This window comes from Caldicellulosiruptoraceae bacterium PP1 (assembly GCA_041320695.1).
Lineage (GTDB): Bacteria > Bacillota > Thermoanaerobacteria > Caldicellulosiruptorales > Caldicellulosiruptoraceae > JBGGOQ01.
Window position 1 is genome coordinate 576,070 of record JBGGOQ010000001.1, and the last position, 17,869, is coordinate 593,938.

Below are 17,869 nucleotides of genomic sequence, written 5' to 3' on the forward strand. Positions count from 1 at the left end.
AATATAATTATTTATCTTCACTTATTTTTTTATTTTGAACATAAATAGTTAATGATTTTTCACTTCAAAGCTTATAATCAATTATCAATACAAAGCCCTTATCTTTTTGTTTAATCATAAAATCTCCATTATATGCTTTAATAAAAATACCTGCAATTTCTAATATATCTAAAGTATTTTGATTATTTATTTCATCAATAGGTATAATAAAAATAAGATTTTGTTCCTCTTGCTTTTTTGCATAAGTTAGTTCAATTTGAAGTAAATCTAAACTGTTGACATTATAAAGAATTGAAATTATTTCGATAAGTGTTAGAAATATAATAGTGTAATTACCTTCAAAAATAATATTGCTTATATCAGAATTTCGTACATTTAATATTAATTTTTTATTAATATTTAGCTTTTCTTCAATAAACTTATAGATTTCATTTCTTAATCTTTCATAGCCAAATTTAATTTTGAAAGTTGGTTGTGATGAAATAATGTTTTTAAAAATTCTTTTAAAATTAGCTATTATTGTATCAAAATTATCATCATTCTTTTTTTCAATTATATAATCAAATAACTTTGAAATTGCATTATTGATATATAAAAAGTCTTGCCCAACCTCTTTAAATTTTTGTTCTGTTGTTTTCAAGATATTAATGTACATCTGATTTTTCTTTTCTAATGCCTTTGTTAATTCTTCTTTTTCTTCTTGTAAATTGTAATATTCTATAGCTTGTTTAAGTATTTCTTTGAATTCTTCTTCCATTTTCCAAGGTTTAGTTACATATCTGAATACATCAGCTTGATTTATGGTAGCTAAAACTTGTGATAACTGTGTATAACCGGATAGTACAATTCTTACAATTTTAGGATATTTTTCTTTTACTATTTTAAGAAAGGTTAATCCGTCCATTTGCGGCATTTTCATATCGGCAACAACCACATGTACCTCTTCTCTATTAAGAATATTTAATGCTTCTTCAGCTGAGATAGTAAATATACATCTATATTCTTCATCAAATAATGATCTTTTCAAGGAGTTTAATATATTTTCTTCATCATCAACAAAAAGTATTGTTCTCTTTTTCATAGAAATCCTCCTATAATCTTAACTCATTTTGTAATTCAATACATAAATCTTCAATTATTTTTAGTTTTTCTCCATCTAATTTCAGATAATTTATTGAATAAGTTGGATCAGTAGTCTTATTCTTATTGTCTAATATTAACCATGAGTAGTGACAAGCAATGTTTACAATACATACTAATTCTTTGTTTATGATATTTATATCTTGGGGATTATGATGAAATAATGCTGTTTCAACAATAGGCAGTGGAAGTTGCCACCACGCAAGAAGAGCTCCCCCTATCTCAGCATGGTTAATTCCGAAATATTCTTTTTCTTTTGTTAAAATATCATCAATGCTTTTATTTTTCAAGCTTTCATTAAATTCCTTATATTTTTTTTGATATATTTTACATAGAACTAAGTTCCCCAATCCATGTAAAAGGCCTGCACAAGAATAACTATCATGCATTTTTTTGCGTAATATTTTCTCATAAATAAAACTTGTCAATTTGTTTGATAAATTAGCATGAATCCATAATTCCTTTTTTTCAATACTATCGTCAATTAACATTTCTATAAATGTTTGTGATAAAATAATGTTTTTGATATTAATTAATCCTAAATACACAATAGCATTCTTTATAGATGCAGTCTTTAGATTGTAAAATGCTGAGTTGGCTACTTGAAGTATCTTTGCACTTATAGCTGGATCTTTTTCAATTTCTTTGACAATTTTACTAATATCCTCATTATCGCTTATTAGATTTAAGACATTTAAATATAAATTTTTCAGTGTAGGAACATAATCTATATTGTTAATAATCTCCAAAAGTTTTTTATCTTTAATTAATTGTTCAATATAAAATACATTTTTAATAATCTTTTTTAATGTTTCATCATCCCATGGTTTATAAATATATAATTTTGCTATATTTGTTTGTATAGCTTTAAAAATAATATCTTCATCTGCATATCCACTAAGAATAATTCTTATTACCGAAGGATATTTATTTTTTACTATCTTTAATAATTCATACCCATCCATTTTAGGCATACGCATATCTGAAATTATTAAATCAATTTGATTATTTTTTAAAATATCAAGAGCACTCTCTCCGTCTTCTGCAACAAAAATATCATAATCCTCATCAATAAATGCTCTTTGTAAAGCTCTTAAAATATATTTCTCATCATCAACAAACAATATTTTTTTCATCATTATATCACATCCATGTTAATTATTATCTGATATTTCGTTATTTCTGGGAATATTAACAATAAATTCGGCACCGTTCCCCTCTTCAGAAAATACTTTAATATTACCTTTATGTTTATTTACTATAATATCATAAGAAATACTAAGCCCAAGTCCTGTACCTTGTCCTACCTCTTTTGTTGTAAAGAATGGTTCAAATATTTTACTTAAATAAACCCTTTTAATTCCAGGACCGTCATCTTTAATAGAAAAATACACATTTTCTTCATCATACCAAGTTTTTATTATTATATGTCCTCTCTCATCCTTGTTTTGAGACTTGATTGCCTGAACTGCATTAATAATAATGTTAAGTACAACTTGACCTATTTCACCTCTATTGCAATAAACTTGAGGTAATTTATCATATTCTTTAATAATGTCAATTTTATATTTAATTTCATTTTTAGCAATTATTAATGTTTCATCAATAATGTCATTTATATCCTCATAGGTAAAGTTTGAATCATGACCACTTCTTGCAAAACGCCTTAAACTTTGAACAATTCGTGTAACTCTTTCAATACCTTCTTGAGATTCAGCAAAAAGGTCATCAATATCAGAAATGATATAGTCTATTTTATTCTTATGAATTAATTGTGAAAGATTGCTTATATCATCTTTCATCTTTTCACAGTCAATATTGTTAAAATTTGTAACGCTTTTTATAATATCATTTATTGAACTAATAACTTCAACCATTTTCTTTGAATATTTATATAATGTTTCAAAATTAGTTGATATAAATCCTAAAGGGTTGTTAATTTCATGAGCAATACCAGCTGCAATCTGTCCTATTGCCGACATTTTTTCAGAATGAATTAAATAGTCCTGTGTTTCTTTTAATTTATTTGCAATTGTTGCTAATTCTTTATTTTTTTCTTGTAAATTCTGAAGTGTAGTTTTATATAAATATTGATAGCTCCTGAGTCTAAAAGCAGCTTTAAGACGTGAAATTAGTTCATTTTCATCAAATGGTTTTCGAATAAAGTCATTAGCACCACTATCAAAAGCTTCTCTTAATATATTATCTTTATTTATTGACGTCATCACAATTATATATATATCTCCATATTCTTTCATTCTTCTTATACTTTTTACCACTTCAATCCCACTTTTTCCAGGCATGACAACATCAATAAGCAGAATATCATATGAATCTTTTTCGAGAATATTTTGTGCCTCATCACCATTGTAACATTCATATATTTCAGCATTTATATTATTACTTAATATCATATCCTTTGCCTGAGCAGTTATGAATGGGCTATCATCAACAATTAATATTTTCATATATACCACCCCTTAAAAAAATAAGCTGTCCAAAAAGCTATTTATATTTCCTAATAACTAGATATAATCATTATGTAAGAAATATAAACAAATGTACTTTGGACAGCCTAAATGACACATTTAATTGTTTAATACTCTTTCGATTAATTGCTCTTCATCTATTGTCAATACTCTTTTTAGATTAAGTATAATCAGTAATTCTTCGCCTATTCGAGCAATTGATTGGATATAATTCCTTTTAATACCTTTTATATTTTCTTTTGCTTCTTCAACATTCTGTTCGTCAATCTTTAAAATTTCAGAAACATCATCAACTAAAAAGCCCATCATGAACTTATCAAGTTGCACAATAACAACCTTTGGATTTAAAGCATTAGATCCAAGCATTAACCTTTTTGATAAATTAATAATTGGAACTGATGTCCCTCTTAAGTCGATTAATCCTTCAAGATATTCAGGTGCATTAGGAATTTTGGTAAATTTTGTAGGTTTTATTATCTCTACAATATCCAAAATCTCAACACCAAATAATTGATCACCTACACTAAAAACAACATATTGTTTCATTTACATAACCTCCTCATTTTTATACATTTTGAGGTAAGCATTAATAAAAATATCTATGTCTCCATCCATTACGCTCTGAACATTTCCAACTTCTGCATTAGTTCTATGATCTTTTACTAACGTATATGGGCAAAATACATATGATCTAATTTGATTTCCCCATCCTATGTCAGTTTGTTCGCCTTTGATTAAGTTCATCTTTTCTCTTTGTTCTTTTTCTTTCAGTTCGAAAAGCTTTGCTTTTAATATTTTCATTGCAGTTTCTCTATTTTTGTGCTGTGATCTCTCGTTTTGGCATGTAACAACAATTCCTGTGGGTATATGTTTTATTCTTACAGCAGATTCAGTTTTATTAACATGCTGGCCACCTGCTCCTGAAGCCCTATATGTGTCTATTTCAAGTTCTTCATCTTTTATTATAATATCTGTATCATCTTCTACTTCTGGTAAAACCTCAACTGCTGCAAAAGATGTATGTCTTCTTCCAGCTGCATCAAAAGGTGAGATTCTAACTAATCTATGCACACCTTTTTCTGATTTTAAAAATCCATAGGCATTTTCACCAACTATTCTAATAGTAACACTTTTTATTCCAGCTTCGTCACCCGGTAGTAAATCTAATGTTTCTACCTTAAAGCCTTTTGTATTAGCCCATCTTGTATACATCCTTAAAAGCATCTCAACCCAATCTTGAGCTTCTGTTCCTCCTGCACCGGAATGTATAGATAAAATAGCATTATTCTTATCATAAGGACCGCTTAATAAGGTTTGTAATTTTAGTTCTTCTAACCTTCTTGATATTTGTTTATATTCTATATTTAAATCAGTATACATTTCATCATTTTTTTCATCTATACAAAGCAGAATTAACTCTTTAAGGTCAGACCATTTCTTATATAATTCTTCATACCCATCTATTTTATCTTTTAATCTTTTGATATTTTGAAGAACCTTTTGTGAATTCTCTACATCTTGCCAAAAATCATTTTCATGAGTTTTCTTTTCTAATTGATCTAGTTCTTTTTTTACAATGTCTATGTCAAAGAGAAACCCTCACTTCTTCAAAATCACTTCTTAGTTGTTCAACACTTTGTAATAACTCCTCAAATTGAACCAACAAAAACTCCCCTTTCATTATTAAATAGCACCGCAACATTTTTTATATTTTTTTCCACTGCCACAAGGACATGGATCATTTCTTCCCACTTTTTGATTTTTAACAATTGGTTTCCTAGAAACTCCATCAGTTGGTGCATTTTCATAAGTTTCTGAAACAACTCTTTCTCTTTGAGGTAGATTTTCAATATGAGCATTAATAATAATCCTTAAAGTATCTTCCTGTATCTTTTTTATCATTTGGTCAAACATTTCAAAACCTTCAAATTTATATTCAATAACAGGATCCCTTTGCCCCAAAGATCTTAATCCAATTCCTTCTCTTAGTTGATCCATTGCATCAATATGATCCATCCAATGTGTATCAACTACTTTTAATAACACAACCCTTTCTAGTTCCCTCATTAATTGTCCAACTTCATTTTCCTTTTTGCTATATCTTTCTTTTGCAATATTAATTAATTCTTGCTTAAGTTCATCTTTTGTCATTTTAAGTACTTTTGTTTCATCAATCTCGTCAGTTAAAAATATTGTTTTCAAATCTTGTAATAAACCGTTAATATCCCACTCATCTTGATGTGGAGTCTCTCCAGTATATATTTTAATTTTATATTCGATTAGTTCATCAATCATATTAAGAATATATTCTTTAAGGTTTTCACCTTCTAAAACCTTTCGTCTTTGCGAATAAATAAGCTCTCTTTGTCTATTTAGAACATCGTCATATTGAAGCACATGCTTACGAACTTCAAAGTTTCTTGATTCTACCCTTTTTTGAGCTTTCTCAATAGCATCTGTTAAAAGCCTATGTTCAATAGGTTGGTCATCTGGAAAGCCTAAAGATTCAATCATATTCTTTACACGTTCAGAACCAAATAGCCTCATTAAATCATCTTCGAGTGATACATAAAATCTTGATTCACCAGGATCACCTTGACGACCAGATCTTCCTCTTAACTGATTATCAATTCTTCTACTTTCATGGCGTTCTGTACCAATAATTTTAAGTCCTCCCAATTGAGCTACACCTTCACCTAAAACTATATCTGTACCTCTACCAGCCATATTTGTTGCAATTGTTACAGCACCTTTTTGACCTGCTTGTGCTATAATCATTGCTTCTTTATCATGATATTTGGCATTTAAAACTTCATGCTTTATTCCTCGTTTTTTCAGCATATCACTTAAAATCTCAGATTTTTCAATAGAAATTGTTCCAACTAAAACTGGTTGGCCTTTATGATTAGTTTTTTCAATTTCGTTAACAATAGCTTCAAATTTTGCTTTTTCTGTTTTATATATCAAATCTGGGTGATCAATTCTTATCATTGGTTTATTTGTTGGAATTTCTATTACATCTAATTTATAAATTTCTCTAAATTCTTGTTCTTCAGTTTTTGCAGTACCAGTCATACCTGAAAGCTTGTTATATAATCTAAAATAATTTTGGAAAGTAATTGTAGCTAATGTTCTACTTTCTCTTTCAATTTTAACTCCTTCTTTTGCTTCAATAGCTTGATGAAGCCCTTCTGAAAATCTACGTCCGTACATAAGCCTTCCGGTAAACTCATCAACAATGATAACTTCTCCATCTTTTACAACATAGTCTCTATCTCTCTTCATAAGCCCATGAGCTTTTAATGCTTGTATAATATGGTGATTAATTGTTGCATTATCCGGATCAGCTAAATTTGTAAGTCCAAAATATTTCTCAGCTTTTTTGATACCCTCTTCTGTAAGTGATACAGTATGTCTCTTCTCATTAACAATATAATCATAGCCAGTTGTATCTGGCATTGTTTTATCATCATCACTGTTATAATAAAAAGGTTTTAACCTTCTTGCAAAATTATCGGCTCTTTTGTACAAATCAGTAGATTTTTCTGCAGGACCAGAAATAATAAGAGGAGTCCTTGCTTCATCAATTAAGATTGAATCAACCTCGTCAACAATAGCAAAGTTTAATTCTCGTTGAACTAATTCTTCTTTATAAATTGCCATGTTATCTCGTAGATAATCAAAGCCAAATTCATTGTTTGTTCCATAAGTTATATCTGAATTATATGCTTGCCTTCTTTGAGTTGCATCAAGTCCATGAACAATTACACCTACTGATAGACCTAAGAACTTATAAATTGGCCCCATCCACTCAGCATCTCTATTTGCTAAATAGTCATTTACGGTAACTATATGAACGCCTTTACCAGTTAAAGCATTAAGATAAGCAGGTAAGGTGGCAACTAAAGTTTTCCCTTCACCAGTTTTCATCTCAGCTATTCTGCCTTGGTGAAGTACTATACCACCAATAAGCTGAACTCTGAAATGCCTCATTTTTAATGTTCTAAACGCCGCTTCTCTAACAGTTGCATAAGCTTCTGGTAAAATATCATCAAGTGTCTCTCCATTATTAAGCCTTTCTTTGAAAATCTCTGTTTTCTGTCTTAATTCAGCATCTGACAGTTTTTCATATTCTTTGCTTAATCTTTCTATCTCATCAACTATTGGTAATATTCTTTTTACTTCTCTATCACTATAACTTCCAAATAATTTTTCAACAAATTTAAGCATTTTACTCAACCTCATTCTAAAATTTTATATACTTCAAATTATTATTTTATCATATTTATATAAATATTCAAATAAAAAACCACCCAAGGAATGAATATCCTTGAGCGGTGTTGTGAATTTAAATTTTAATATTCAGGTTCAATAAGTCCATATGCTCCATCATTTCGTTTATATACAACATTTACCTTTTCTGTGTCACCATTCAAAAATACAAAGAAATTATGACCAACTAGGTTCATTTCTAATATCGCTTCTTCCACACTCATGGGTTTTATTGGAAATTTTTTTGTTTTTGCAATAATAAAATCTTCTGTTTGTTCCTCTTCTTCAAAATCAATAGAAGTTATATATCTTAGTGATTCAGCTTCTTTTGTCCTTTTACTTATCTTTGTTTTATATTTTCTTATTTGTCTTTCCAAGCTTTCGATAACTAAATCTATAGCAGAATACATATCTGTACTTTCCTCTTCAGCTCTTAATATCATTCCATAAAACGGTATTGTAACCTCTATTATATGCCTTATTTTTTCCACACTTAATGTTACATGAACATCAACATCTTTTTTAATATACTTTTCAAGTTTGGATAATTTCTTTTCAACCCTTTCTCTTAGTGCATTTGTGATTTCAATATTTTTACCACTTATAATGAATTTCATTAAAATCATCCTCTCTATGTAGTGGTTATTATTTTATATTATATATATACCCTTCAAAATACTTTTTACACATTTTAAATAAAAAATAAAAACCTACCCTAAAAACTTAGGATAGGTTTTTTTTGCTACATATTATTTATATTTAAAACTGCAGCTTAATTTGTAGCTTTTACTTTTGCGAAGCAATCGCTGCAGTAAATTGGTCTATCATTACGTGGTCTAAATGGAACCTTTGTTTCTTTTCCGCATGCACTGCATACAGCATCAAAAAGTTCTCTCTTTTGTTGTGGTCTTGCCTCGCGTCTTTGCATTGACTTTCTTTGATCTCTGCAATCTTTACATCTTGATGGTTCGTTTTTGAACCCCTTTTCTGCGTAGAATTCTTGTTCACCTGCTGTGAAAACAAATTCTCTTCCGCAATCTTTACATACTAAAACTTTGTCTTGATACATTAAAAATTCCCCTCACTTTTTGGATTTTAACTAAGACACTATTTGTTCACCTTGAACAATCATGTCTTTTTAATTATATACCTGTTTTGGTATTTTGGCAATAGTTTTTAAAAAATAATTTATTCTTCCTCTTCTTCTTGTAAATTTGCTTTAGCTGCTTCTATAACTTTATGAGCAATATTTGCTGGAACCTCTTCATATCTTAAAAATTCCATTGAAAAGCTTCCTCGTCCCTGTGTCATAGATCTTAATTCGGTTGCATATTTAAACATCTCAGCAAGTGGCACTTCTGCTTCTACTACTTGCATGTTTTTCTCATGCGGTTCCATTCCATGAACTCTTCCACGTCTTCTATTAAGATCCCCCATTATATCTCCAGTATAATCATCAGGTACAATAACACTTACCTTCATAATAGGTTCAAGTAATACCGGATTTGCCTGTGCTAATCCTTTTTTATAAGCAATGGATGTTGCAACCTTAAATGCAAGTTCTGATGAATCAACTGGATGGTATGAACCATCAACTAGAACAGCTTTAAGATTGATAACAGGAAAACCTGCTAAAACTCCTTTCTTAATGCATTCTCTTAAGCCTTTTTCAACTGCAGGGATGTATTGTTTTGGTACTGCACCACCAAATATTTTCTCTTCAAAAGTGAGGTCTTCGGTGGGGCCTGGTTCAAATTCTATCCATACATGGCCATATTGTCCATGACCACCTGTCTGCTTTTTATGCTTTCCTTCCATTTTGACCTTCTTACGTATTGTCTCTCTATATGGAACTTTAGGGTCTGAAAGATTTACTGATACTCCAAACTTTGCTTTAAGCTTTGAAACAATTACATCAATATGTTGATCACCTATTCCATATATAATATTTTGGCCTGTTTCAACATTCTTTTCGATTCTAAATGTTAAATCTTCTTCAGTTAACCTATGAAGGCCTGATGAAATCTTTTCTTCATCGCCTTTTGATTTTGGTTCAATTGCAAGCATAAGCCATGGTTTTGGAAATTCAATTGGATTAACTCTAAGTGGTCGAGATGGATCATATAAAGTATCATTAGTATTAGTATTTTGAAGTTTTGTTAATATACCTATATCACCTGCTTTGAGCTCGTTTACTGGTATTTGTTTTTTGCCTCTTATAATCATTACCTGGGAAATTTTCTCTTGTTTTTCTGTTGATGAATTAAATACAACAGAATCAGCTTTCAAAACCCCACTTAACACTTTGATAAATGTAATCTTTCCTACAAATGGATCTGCAATTGTTTTAAATACAAAGGCACAAAGAGGAGCTTTCTCATTTATTTCAACTTGTATTTCATTATTAGTTTTGATATCTATTGCTTTTAATTTCATTCCATCATTTGCAGAAGGTAATAAATTACTTATTATATTCATAAGTTCCTTAATGCCAATATTTTTTAAAGCTGAACCACATGTAACTGGAAAAACTGATCGTGTAATTATTCCTGTTTTTAGTCCAGTAATTAGCTCATCTTGAGATATAGTTTCACCTGCGAAATATTTCTCCATTAGCATCTCATCATTTTCAACAGAAGCCTCTATCAAAGCATTTTTATATTCTTCAATTTTATCAATTAATCTGTCAGGAATTGCTGCCTCCTTGACAGAGTTATTTTCAAACAAAAATGCCTTGTTGGAAACTATATCAACTAATCCTAAAAATTTGCCATTTTCAATAATTGGGTATTGAATTGGTATTACTTTATTCCCAAAAGTATCTACTAATTGACTTAATACCTTATCAAAGTTAGCATTGTCTTCATCCATTTTATTAACAAAAAACATTAGTGGTTTTTGTCTTTCTTCAGCATACTCCCATGCCTTTTCTGTTCCAACTTGTACTCCTGTCTTAGCACCTACTAACAAAAGACATGAATCTGCAACTTGAAGGGCTTCAAATACTTCACCAATAAAGTCAAAATAGCCAGGTGTATCAAGTATATTTATTTTGTAGTCGTTCCATTCAAATGGTTCAACAGTTGTAGAAATTGATATTCTTCTTTTTATCTCTTCAGGATCAAAATCTGATACAGTTGTTCCATCTTCTGTTTTGCCTATTCTATCAGTGCATTTAGCATTAAATAAAAGTGCATCAGTAAGTATTGTTTTTCCATCGCCACCATGCCCAAGTAAAGCAACGTTTTTGATAAATTGTGGAGCATATTCTTTCATAGCCACATTCCCCCTAAAGTTTTATTAAACATATATAAAATATTCGACACTAAATTCAAAAATCCTTTAAAATTTAAACAATAACACTGTTATAACTATATAAATTTATCCTACATTATATTTAATATATACTTACTTTTTAATATATTTTCTTGAATGTCAATGCTATTAATTGTAAAATGTATATATAGACATCATATTAACTAAATTTATACGGGGGAATTTTATTGAAAAAGGTTAGATTAAATGAAGTTAATGAAGGTATGAGGGTTGCCAGAGATATATTTGCAAATAATGGTAAACTTTTGATTCCTGAAGGCTTTATATTAAAATCAAGTCATATAAACAAACTAAAAGAATATGATATAGAGTATATCTACATATTTGACCAAATAGAAGAAAATTATATATTAGAAGAAGTTATATACCATGAAACCTTTAGAACAGTTCAAGATTTAATGATTTCTGCAAAAAATGGTTATGCTTTAGATACTGATGTTGCAAAAGAAGTAGTTAATGATGTTGTTGATAAAATAATAGAAAATGAAGACATTTTTTTAAAGATTATTGGTTTTAGAGATGTTGATAACTATACATATTTTCATTCAGTAGATGTATGTGTTTTTTCTGCTATAATAGGTAAAATACTCGATTTCGATAAAAAAAGAATTGAAAATATAGCATTAGCTGCACTTTTTCATGATTTTGGTAAAATGAAAATTGGTCCTGAAATTTTAAATAAACCAACTAAACTTTCTGATGATGAATACGAGGAAATCAAAAAACATACAATATACGGATATCAATTGATAAAGCAAATGGGAGAAGTATCTGAAGAAGTTGCAGAGGGGGCACTTTTGCATCATGAAAAGTTAGATGGAAGTGGTTATCCTTTAAAATTAAAAGGTGATAAAATCCCATTAATTGCTAAAATAATTACCATTGCAGACGTTTATGATGCTCTTACTGCTGATAGGGTTTATAAGAAAAAAATTGTTCCAACAAAGGCTGCTGACTATCTATTAAAATATTCAGGAATTTACTTTGATGGAACAATTGTTCATAGATTTATTAACCATGTCGTTCAATATCCTAAAGGATGTTTTGTTGTTTTAAATACTGGTGAAATAGCAATAGTATATGAAGAAAATCCATTTAATAAAACTAGACCAATAATAAAAGTGGTCTCAAGAAACTCTGGACCACCTGTATTTAAGCCTTATTATGTGGATTTAGCTGTTGATTCAACAAGAGAAATTATTGATGTTGTGAATTACTAAATACTATTCTTACTTACCAAACTTATATATGGGACTGCATTAATTGAGAGACTGTTTTCTTCACCATTAATATATTTAAAGTATCCATTTGATGCTATCATAGCAGCATTATCTGTGCAATATTTAATTTCTGGAATATAAAGCTTAATATCATTATTAAGGCAGGAATTTAACAGTTCTTGCCTTAATTTTGTATTTGCAGCAACACCACCTGCAATTGCTACCTTTTTAATACCTGTCTCAAAACATAAATTAATTACTCTTTTAATAAGAGTATTTACCGCAGTCTTTTGAAATGAAGCAACAACATCTTCAACTTTAAAATCTTCTTTTTTCTGTTTCATAGTATTTATATGATTTATAACTGCTGATTTTAATCCACTAAAGCTAAAATCATAAGGATTTTCTAAATTAGCGTCAGGATATATATACCTATTTTCATTGCCATCTTTAGCTAATTTATCAATTATTGGACCACCTGGATATCCTAAATTTAAATACCTTGCTATCTTATCAAAAGCTTCACCAACTGCATCATCTCGTGTTTTCCCATAAACTTTATAGTTATTATATCTTTCCATTACAAGTATATTGGTATGCCCACCCGAAACAACAAGTACAATTAATGGAGGCTCTAAATCTTTATGTGTCAAAAAATTTGCAAAAATATGACCTTCAACATGATTTACTCCAACAAAAGGCTTTTTTAATGAATAACTTAATCCTTTTGCAAATGATAAACCTACTAAAAGTGAACCTACTAATCCAGGGCCATAAGTAGCTGAAATTACATCTATATCATTTATACTGATTTTAGCATCTTTTATACATTTATCAACAACATAAGATATCTTTTCAACATGTTTTCGTGAAGCAATCTCAGGAACAACTCCACCAAACTGAGTGTGTATATCAATTTGAGAATACACAATATTTGATAATACATTTCTTCCATCTTCTACAATAGCAGCAGAAGTTTCATCACATGATGATTCAATTCCAAGAACAAGCATTAAAATCTTCCCTTCTTAATCTTGGTTCAATATATTATATATCAATTTTAATTTTTTATAAAGGTTATAAATTGCAAATTTATTTTGTTATAATATAAGAGATTATTTTTTTAAAAGGAGGCGTTATAATTGAGCATAATTCAAGCTACTATTTTAGGAATTCTTCAAGGTTTAGGTGAGTTTTTACCAATTTCAAGTTCAGCTCACCTTATTATCTTTCCATGGCTTTTGGGTTGGAAAGAACATTCTTTAGTCTTTGATGTAGCTCTCCATTTAGGAACACTTGTAGCAGTTTTAGGTTACTTTTGGAAGGATTTTTTTGAAATAATTTTGAATGGTTTAACAAAGCCAAAATCTGAAAAAGGAAAGCTTCTGTGGTTTATTATTATAGCTACAATACCAGGAGCTATTTTTGGATTTTTACTTGAAAACACAGTTGAAAATGTTTTTAGAGTTCAATATCTTCTAATTGCTATAGTATTAGCGTTATTTGGTGTTATTCTTTATTATGCTGATAAAAAAGGTAAAAATACTATTTCATTAGATAAGTTAAATATCTTTCATGCTTTTTTTATCGGTTTATCACAAGCTTTTGCAATATTCCCTGGTATTTCTCGTTCAGGTATTACAATGACAACTGGATTGTTTTTGGGACTTAAAAAAGAAACTGCTGCAAAATTTTCATTTTTGATGTCAGCGCCAATTATTTTTGGAGCTGGTGTTTTACAGTTGGCAAAAAACATAACAGAAATAAGGCATGAATTAACTCCATTTATTATTGGATTTTTAGTATCATGTTTTGTCGGTTTTTTTGCAATACATTTTCTACTTAATTTTGTTAAAAAAGCTGGTTTTAAGGTGTTTTCATACTACAGATTTATTTTAGCTTTGATTATTATTGTTGTGTATATTGTTAGATAACACTTGAACAGATAAAATTATAATTAATGGAACCCCCATATAACCTATTATAGTGTATAAATTCCTTAATACATCCTTAAAATCAAAAAAACCTACAAATAATGCTGTTAATAATAAATAATTACCTATTTTGCTACTTGGACTTGAGTAATAAATACCTATATAATTAGATAATATTGTAGTTAGTATTTCTAATGACATGCATATAAGTAAAGGCTTTTCATATACTGTATTTTTACTTATTTCTATTAATGGCATAGATTTGTCTATGCTTAAACTATTTGAAAAAATGGATGCATTTATTAATTGAATTAATAAAAAAATTATGCATGTAGCTATTGATATTGAAATATTAATAGTTTTTTTATGATATCTTTCTCTTAACCTAAGAATAATTGGCAAACATATTATTGAGTTAAAGGAAGAATAAATGATTGGCCATTTCATATTTTCAATTAAATTTAGGTCAAGTTTAAATGATATATTTACTTTATTAATACTAAAAATAGCTAATGAAATTGTTAAGAAAATCATAAAAAACATAATAATTTTATTTACACTCATAATACCTGTTAATCCTTGAAGATATATAAGAATACTTATAGAGAAACATATAAGCCCAAATACAATTTTGTTAATTCCAAAAATTTCTTGCCCTATTTGTGAAAATGCTGAAAACATAACAGATAATGATACAAAAGAAAAAATTAAAGTATATAGTTTCACAATTTTTTTGTTAAACTTATTGTTAATATCAATTTGAATAAATATTTTTAATACGAAGTATATAATAATACAAGAAATAAAAATATAAATAAAGCTATTTCCATTAAACCTTGTAAAGAAATAAAAAACCTCTTGCCCTGTTGAAAAGCCAGCACCTACAATACTGCCCAAAATAATTGATGTAATTGCAAGAATATCCATTTTGATATTATAAAATTTTCTCAATAATAATCTTATTTTAACAATACCTAATATATTCAAAAAACCATTATGGAGGATAATAAATGATTGAAACAATAAAAAGTTTTTTTGTTGCTATCGCAGAATATCTATCTCAATTTGGACATTTAGGTATATTTATTGGAATGACTTTAGAAAGTGCTTGTATCCCAATTCCAAGTGAGGTTATTTTACCTCTTGGCGGTTATATGGTATATAAAGGAATTGGCAGCATTTTTTCAATGAGTTTAGTTGCTACTTTAGGTTGTTATGCTGGTTCTGTTTTAGCATATGTTGTTGGGTACTATGGTGGGAGACCGTTTATTTTGAAATATGGGAAGTACTTTTTTATATCAAAACATGACTTTGAAAAGGCAGAAAAATTCTTTAATAAAAGAGGAGAAATTACTATTTTCTTAAGTAGATTACTGCCTGTAATAAGAACATTTATATCACTACCTGCTGGTATTGCAAGAATGAATTTTGCTAAGTTTTCTTTTTATACTATTATTGGCTCTTTCCCTTGGTCCTTATTTTTTGTATATTTAGGTAAAAAACTTGGTGATAATTGGAAAAGTATTGGTGAACACCTAAAAGCATTTGATAATATTATAATTGTTGCTGTATTACTAGCTATAATAATTTTTATATCTTTTAAAATTTCCTCAAAATTTAAAAAAAGTGTTTAAAATATTGTATAATTATTTATTAAGTTGTATAATTATGTACAAATAATTATATGATGAGGTTATGAGGATGAATTTAGAAAGTATTATTAATTTAGATGAACAATATTATATGAATGTATTTGGGAAAAGAATACCTATTGTTTTCGAAAAAGGTAAAGGTTGTTATTTATATGATAGCAACAACAAAAAATACTTAGATTTTATATCTGGAATTGCAGTAAATTCATTAGGACACTGCCATAAAAGATTGACAGAAGCAATTATTGACCAAGCTAATAAGTTAATTCATACTTCAAGCTTATACTATATAAAAAATCAAGCCTTACTTGCACAAAAACTTTGTAATAAAAGTATTTTCGATAAGGCATTTTTCTGCAATTCAGGTGCTGAAGCTGTAGAGGGTGCCATTAAATTAATACGAAAGTATTTTTATTCTAAAGGCCAGAATAGATATGAAATTATTACTTTAAAAAATGCTTTCCATGGAAGGACTTTAGCTACAGTTACAGCAACAGGAAAAGATAAATATAAAAAGCCTTATGAACCTTTACCACGAGGATTTAAAAATATTGAAAAAGATATAGAAATAATTAAAAATTCAATAAATGAAAATACAGCTGCTATAATGATTGAACTTGTACAGGGTGAAGGCGGAGTAAATGTTCTTGATAAGAGCTTTGTAAAAGATATCGAAAATATCTGTAGAGAAAATAATATTCTTTTTGTAATAGATGAGGTTCAAACAGGAATTGGTAGATGTGGCTCACTTTTTGCTTATGAGCTTTATGATATTAGCCCTGATATTATAACACTTGCAAAAGGTTTAGGCGGCGGTATACCTATTGGTGCAGTCCTTTGTAAAGAAGATGTTGCAGCATTTGAACCAGGGGACCATGGTTCAACATTTGGTGGCAATCCTTTTGCAACTCGAATTGCCTTAGAGGTATTAAATGTAATTGAAGAAGAAGACCTTTTAACAAATGTAAATAATATAGGAAAGCTTTTTTTAGAAGGACTTAAAGATATAAAAAATAAAATAACTTCAATTGTTGATGTAAGGGGTCTTGGTCTATTAATTGGTGTTGAATTTAAATCTAATGTAAAAGAGCTTAACTTATTGTTAGCTCAAAACGGACTTCTTGCTAGTATGAGTGGTGAAGGAAATGTTATTAGATTTGCACCACCATTAATTGTTAATGAAGAGGCTATAAATGAAGCGTTAAATATTTTCGAAAATGTGGTGAGACACTATGAAAACGTGGGAGGATTTAATAAATAGTTGTAATTCTTGCACTAAATGTTCAATACATTCTTCAAGAACTAATGTTGTTATTGGTGATGGTAATATTAATGCAAAGCTTATGTTTATCGGTGAAGCACCAGGCGAAGATGAAGATAAAATGGGTAAGCCCTTTGTTGGAAAGGCTGGTAAACTACTTGAACTTGCTTTAGATAGCCTTGAGCTAAATAGAGAAAGAGATTTTTATATTTGTAACATTATTAAATGTAGACCACCAAATAATAGAGTACCAACAGAAAATGAGGCTCAAAATTGTTTGCCATTTTTAAGAGCACAGGTTTCATTGATAAAACCAAAGATTATAGTTTGCCTTGGAGCCACCGCTATGAAATATATATTAGGAAAAGATTTAAAGATAACCCAAGATAGAGGTCGTTGGTTTAAAAAAGGGGATTTTGATATAATAGCTACATATCACCCCGCAGCACTACTAAGAGACCCAAATAAAAAAGAGGATTTTTATAAGGATTTGAAGAGTGTTGTGAATTTATATAAACAAATAAAAGAAGACTAAGGTTTTTGCCTTAGTCTTCTTTCTTTTATA

Annotated in this window: 16 protein-coding genes; 5 read left to right on the forward strand and 11 right to left on the reverse strand. The window is 28.9% G+C overall.

From position 1 onward, the window contains the following. Window positions 1-64: 64 nt before the first annotated feature. From ACAG39_03005 to fusA, 9 genes are all read right to left on the reverse strand, one after another. Entirely contained in the window at window positions 65-1,081 is a 1,017-nt protein-coding gene (locus ACAG39_03005; protein ID MEZ0536204.1) for a response regulator, read from the reverse strand. Between the two features lie 10 nt (window positions 1,082-1,091). Then, window positions 1,092-2,279: an HDOD domain-containing protein gene (locus ACAG39_03010; GenBank protein ID MEZ0536205.1), complete on the reverse strand. Its 1,188-nt coding sequence runs from the start codon at window positions 2,277-2,279 to the stop codon at window positions 1,092-1,094. 15 nt (window positions 2,280-2,294) lie between these two features. Then, complete coding sequence (locus ACAG39_03015) at window positions 2,295-3,608, reverse strand: response regulator (GenBank protein MEZ0536206.1); 1,314 nt, start codon at window positions 3,606-3,608, stop codon at window positions 2,295-2,297. Between the two features lie 120 nt (window positions 3,609-3,728). Further along, complete coding sequence (locus ACAG39_03020; GenBank protein MEZ0536207.1) at window positions 3,729-4,175, reverse strand: chemotaxis protein CheW; 447 nt, start codon at window positions 4,173-4,175, stop codon at window positions 3,729-3,731. Next, window positions 4,176-5,310, reverse strand: a protein-coding gene (prfB, locus tag ACAG39_03025; GenBank protein MEZ0536208.1) for a peptide chain release factor 2 whose coding sequence is annotated in 2 segments (ribosomal slippage) — window positions 4,176-5,228 and window positions 5,230-5,310 — 1,134 coding nt in all. Because the reading frame shifts where the segments join, the coding sequence is not laid out codon by codon here. Window positions 5,311-5,312: 2 nt separating this feature from the next. After that, window positions 5,313-7,859 carry a preprotein translocase subunit SecA gene (secA, locus tag ACAG39_03030; protein MEZ0536209.1) on the reverse strand — a complete coding sequence of 849 codons (2,547 nt, stop codon included), beginning with the start codon at window positions 7,857-7,859 and terminating at the stop codon, window positions 5,313-5,315. Window positions 7,860-7,984: 125 nt separating this feature from the next. Beyond that, window positions 7,985-8,518, reverse strand: coding sequence for a ribosome hibernation-promoting factor, HPF/YfiA family (gene hpf / locus ACAG39_03035; GenBank protein ID MEZ0536210.1), 534 nt, complete (start codon window positions 8,516-8,518; stop codon window positions 7,985-7,987). Between the two features lie 155 nt (window positions 8,519-8,673). Then, a complete protein-coding gene (locus tag ACAG39_03040; protein ID MEZ0536211.1) occupies window positions 8,674-8,970 on the reverse strand; it encodes a zinc-ribbon domain containing protein in 297 nt (98 codons plus the stop codon). Between the two features lie 119 nt (window positions 8,971-9,089). Next, on the reverse strand, window positions 9,090-11,177 hold the full coding sequence (gene fusA / locus ACAG39_03045) for an elongation factor G (GenBank protein ID MEZ0536212.1): 2,088 nt from the start codon (window positions 11,175-11,177) through the stop codon (window positions 9,090-9,092). A gap of 227 nt (window positions 11,178-11,404) precedes the next feature. Here fusA and ACAG39_03050 point away from each other — a divergent pair, with 227 nt between their 5' ends. Further along, the gene (locus ACAG39_03050) at window positions 11,405-12,457 is read left to right on the forward strand and encodes an HD-GYP domain-containing protein (protein ID MEZ0536213.1); all 1,053 of its coding nucleotides are present in this window, start codon (window positions 11,405-11,407) and stop codon (window positions 12,455-12,457) included. Here ACAG39_03050 and tsaD read toward each other — a convergent pair. Then, window positions 12,454-13,470 carry a tRNA (adenosine(37)-N6)-threonylcarbamoyltransferase complex transferase subunit TsaD gene (tsaD, locus tag ACAG39_03055; GenBank protein ID MEZ0536214.1) on the reverse strand — a complete coding sequence of 339 codons (1,017 nt, stop codon included), beginning with the start codon at window positions 13,468-13,470 and terminating at the stop codon, window positions 12,454-12,456. The two genes, ACAG39_03050 and tsaD, sit on opposite strands and share 4 nt — an antisense overlap. Window positions 13,471-13,599: 129 nt before the next feature. On the opposite strand from tsaD, the gene uppP reads away from it, so the two are divergent. Beyond that, window positions 13,600-14,391 (forward strand): undecaprenyl-diphosphatase UppP, encoded by a 792-nt coding sequence (gene uppP, locus ACAG39_03060; GenBank protein MEZ0536215.1) that lies wholly within the window; start codon window positions 13,600-13,602, stop codon window positions 14,389-14,391. On the opposite strand, the gene ACAG39_03065 is transcribed toward uppP, so the two are convergent. Then, window positions 14,353-15,342 carry a hypothetical protein gene (locus tag ACAG39_03065; protein MEZ0536216.1) on the reverse strand — a complete coding sequence of 330 codons (990 nt, stop codon included), beginning with the start codon at window positions 15,340-15,342 and terminating at the stop codon, window positions 14,353-14,355. The two genes, uppP and ACAG39_03065, sit on opposite strands and share 39 nt — an antisense overlap. A gap of 62 nt (window positions 15,343-15,404) precedes the next feature. On the opposite strand from ACAG39_03065, the gene ACAG39_03070 reads away from it, so the two are divergent. The 3 genes from ACAG39_03070 to ACAG39_03080 all read left to right on the forward strand — a co-directional run bounded on the left by ACAG39_03070 (window position 15,405) and on the right by ACAG39_03080 (window position 17,839). Then, entirely contained in the window at window positions 15,405-16,025 is a 621-nt protein-coding gene (locus tag ACAG39_03070; protein MEZ0536217.1) for a DedA family protein, read from the forward strand. Window positions 16,026-16,092: 67 nt separating this feature from the next. Continuing rightward, the gene (locus ACAG39_03075) at window positions 16,093-17,304 is read left to right on the forward strand and encodes an aspartate aminotransferase family protein (protein MEZ0536218.1); all 1,212 of its coding nucleotides are present in this window, start codon (window positions 16,093-16,095) and stop codon (window positions 17,302-17,304) included. Continuing rightward, a complete protein-coding gene (locus ACAG39_03080) occupies window positions 17,276-17,839 on the forward strand; it encodes a uracil-DNA glycosylase (protein MEZ0536219.1) in 564 nt (187 codons plus the stop codon). Before ACAG39_03075 ends, ACAG39_03080 begins: the two co-directional genes overlap by 29 nt. The last annotated feature ends 30 nt before the right edge of the window (window positions 17,840-17,869 follow it).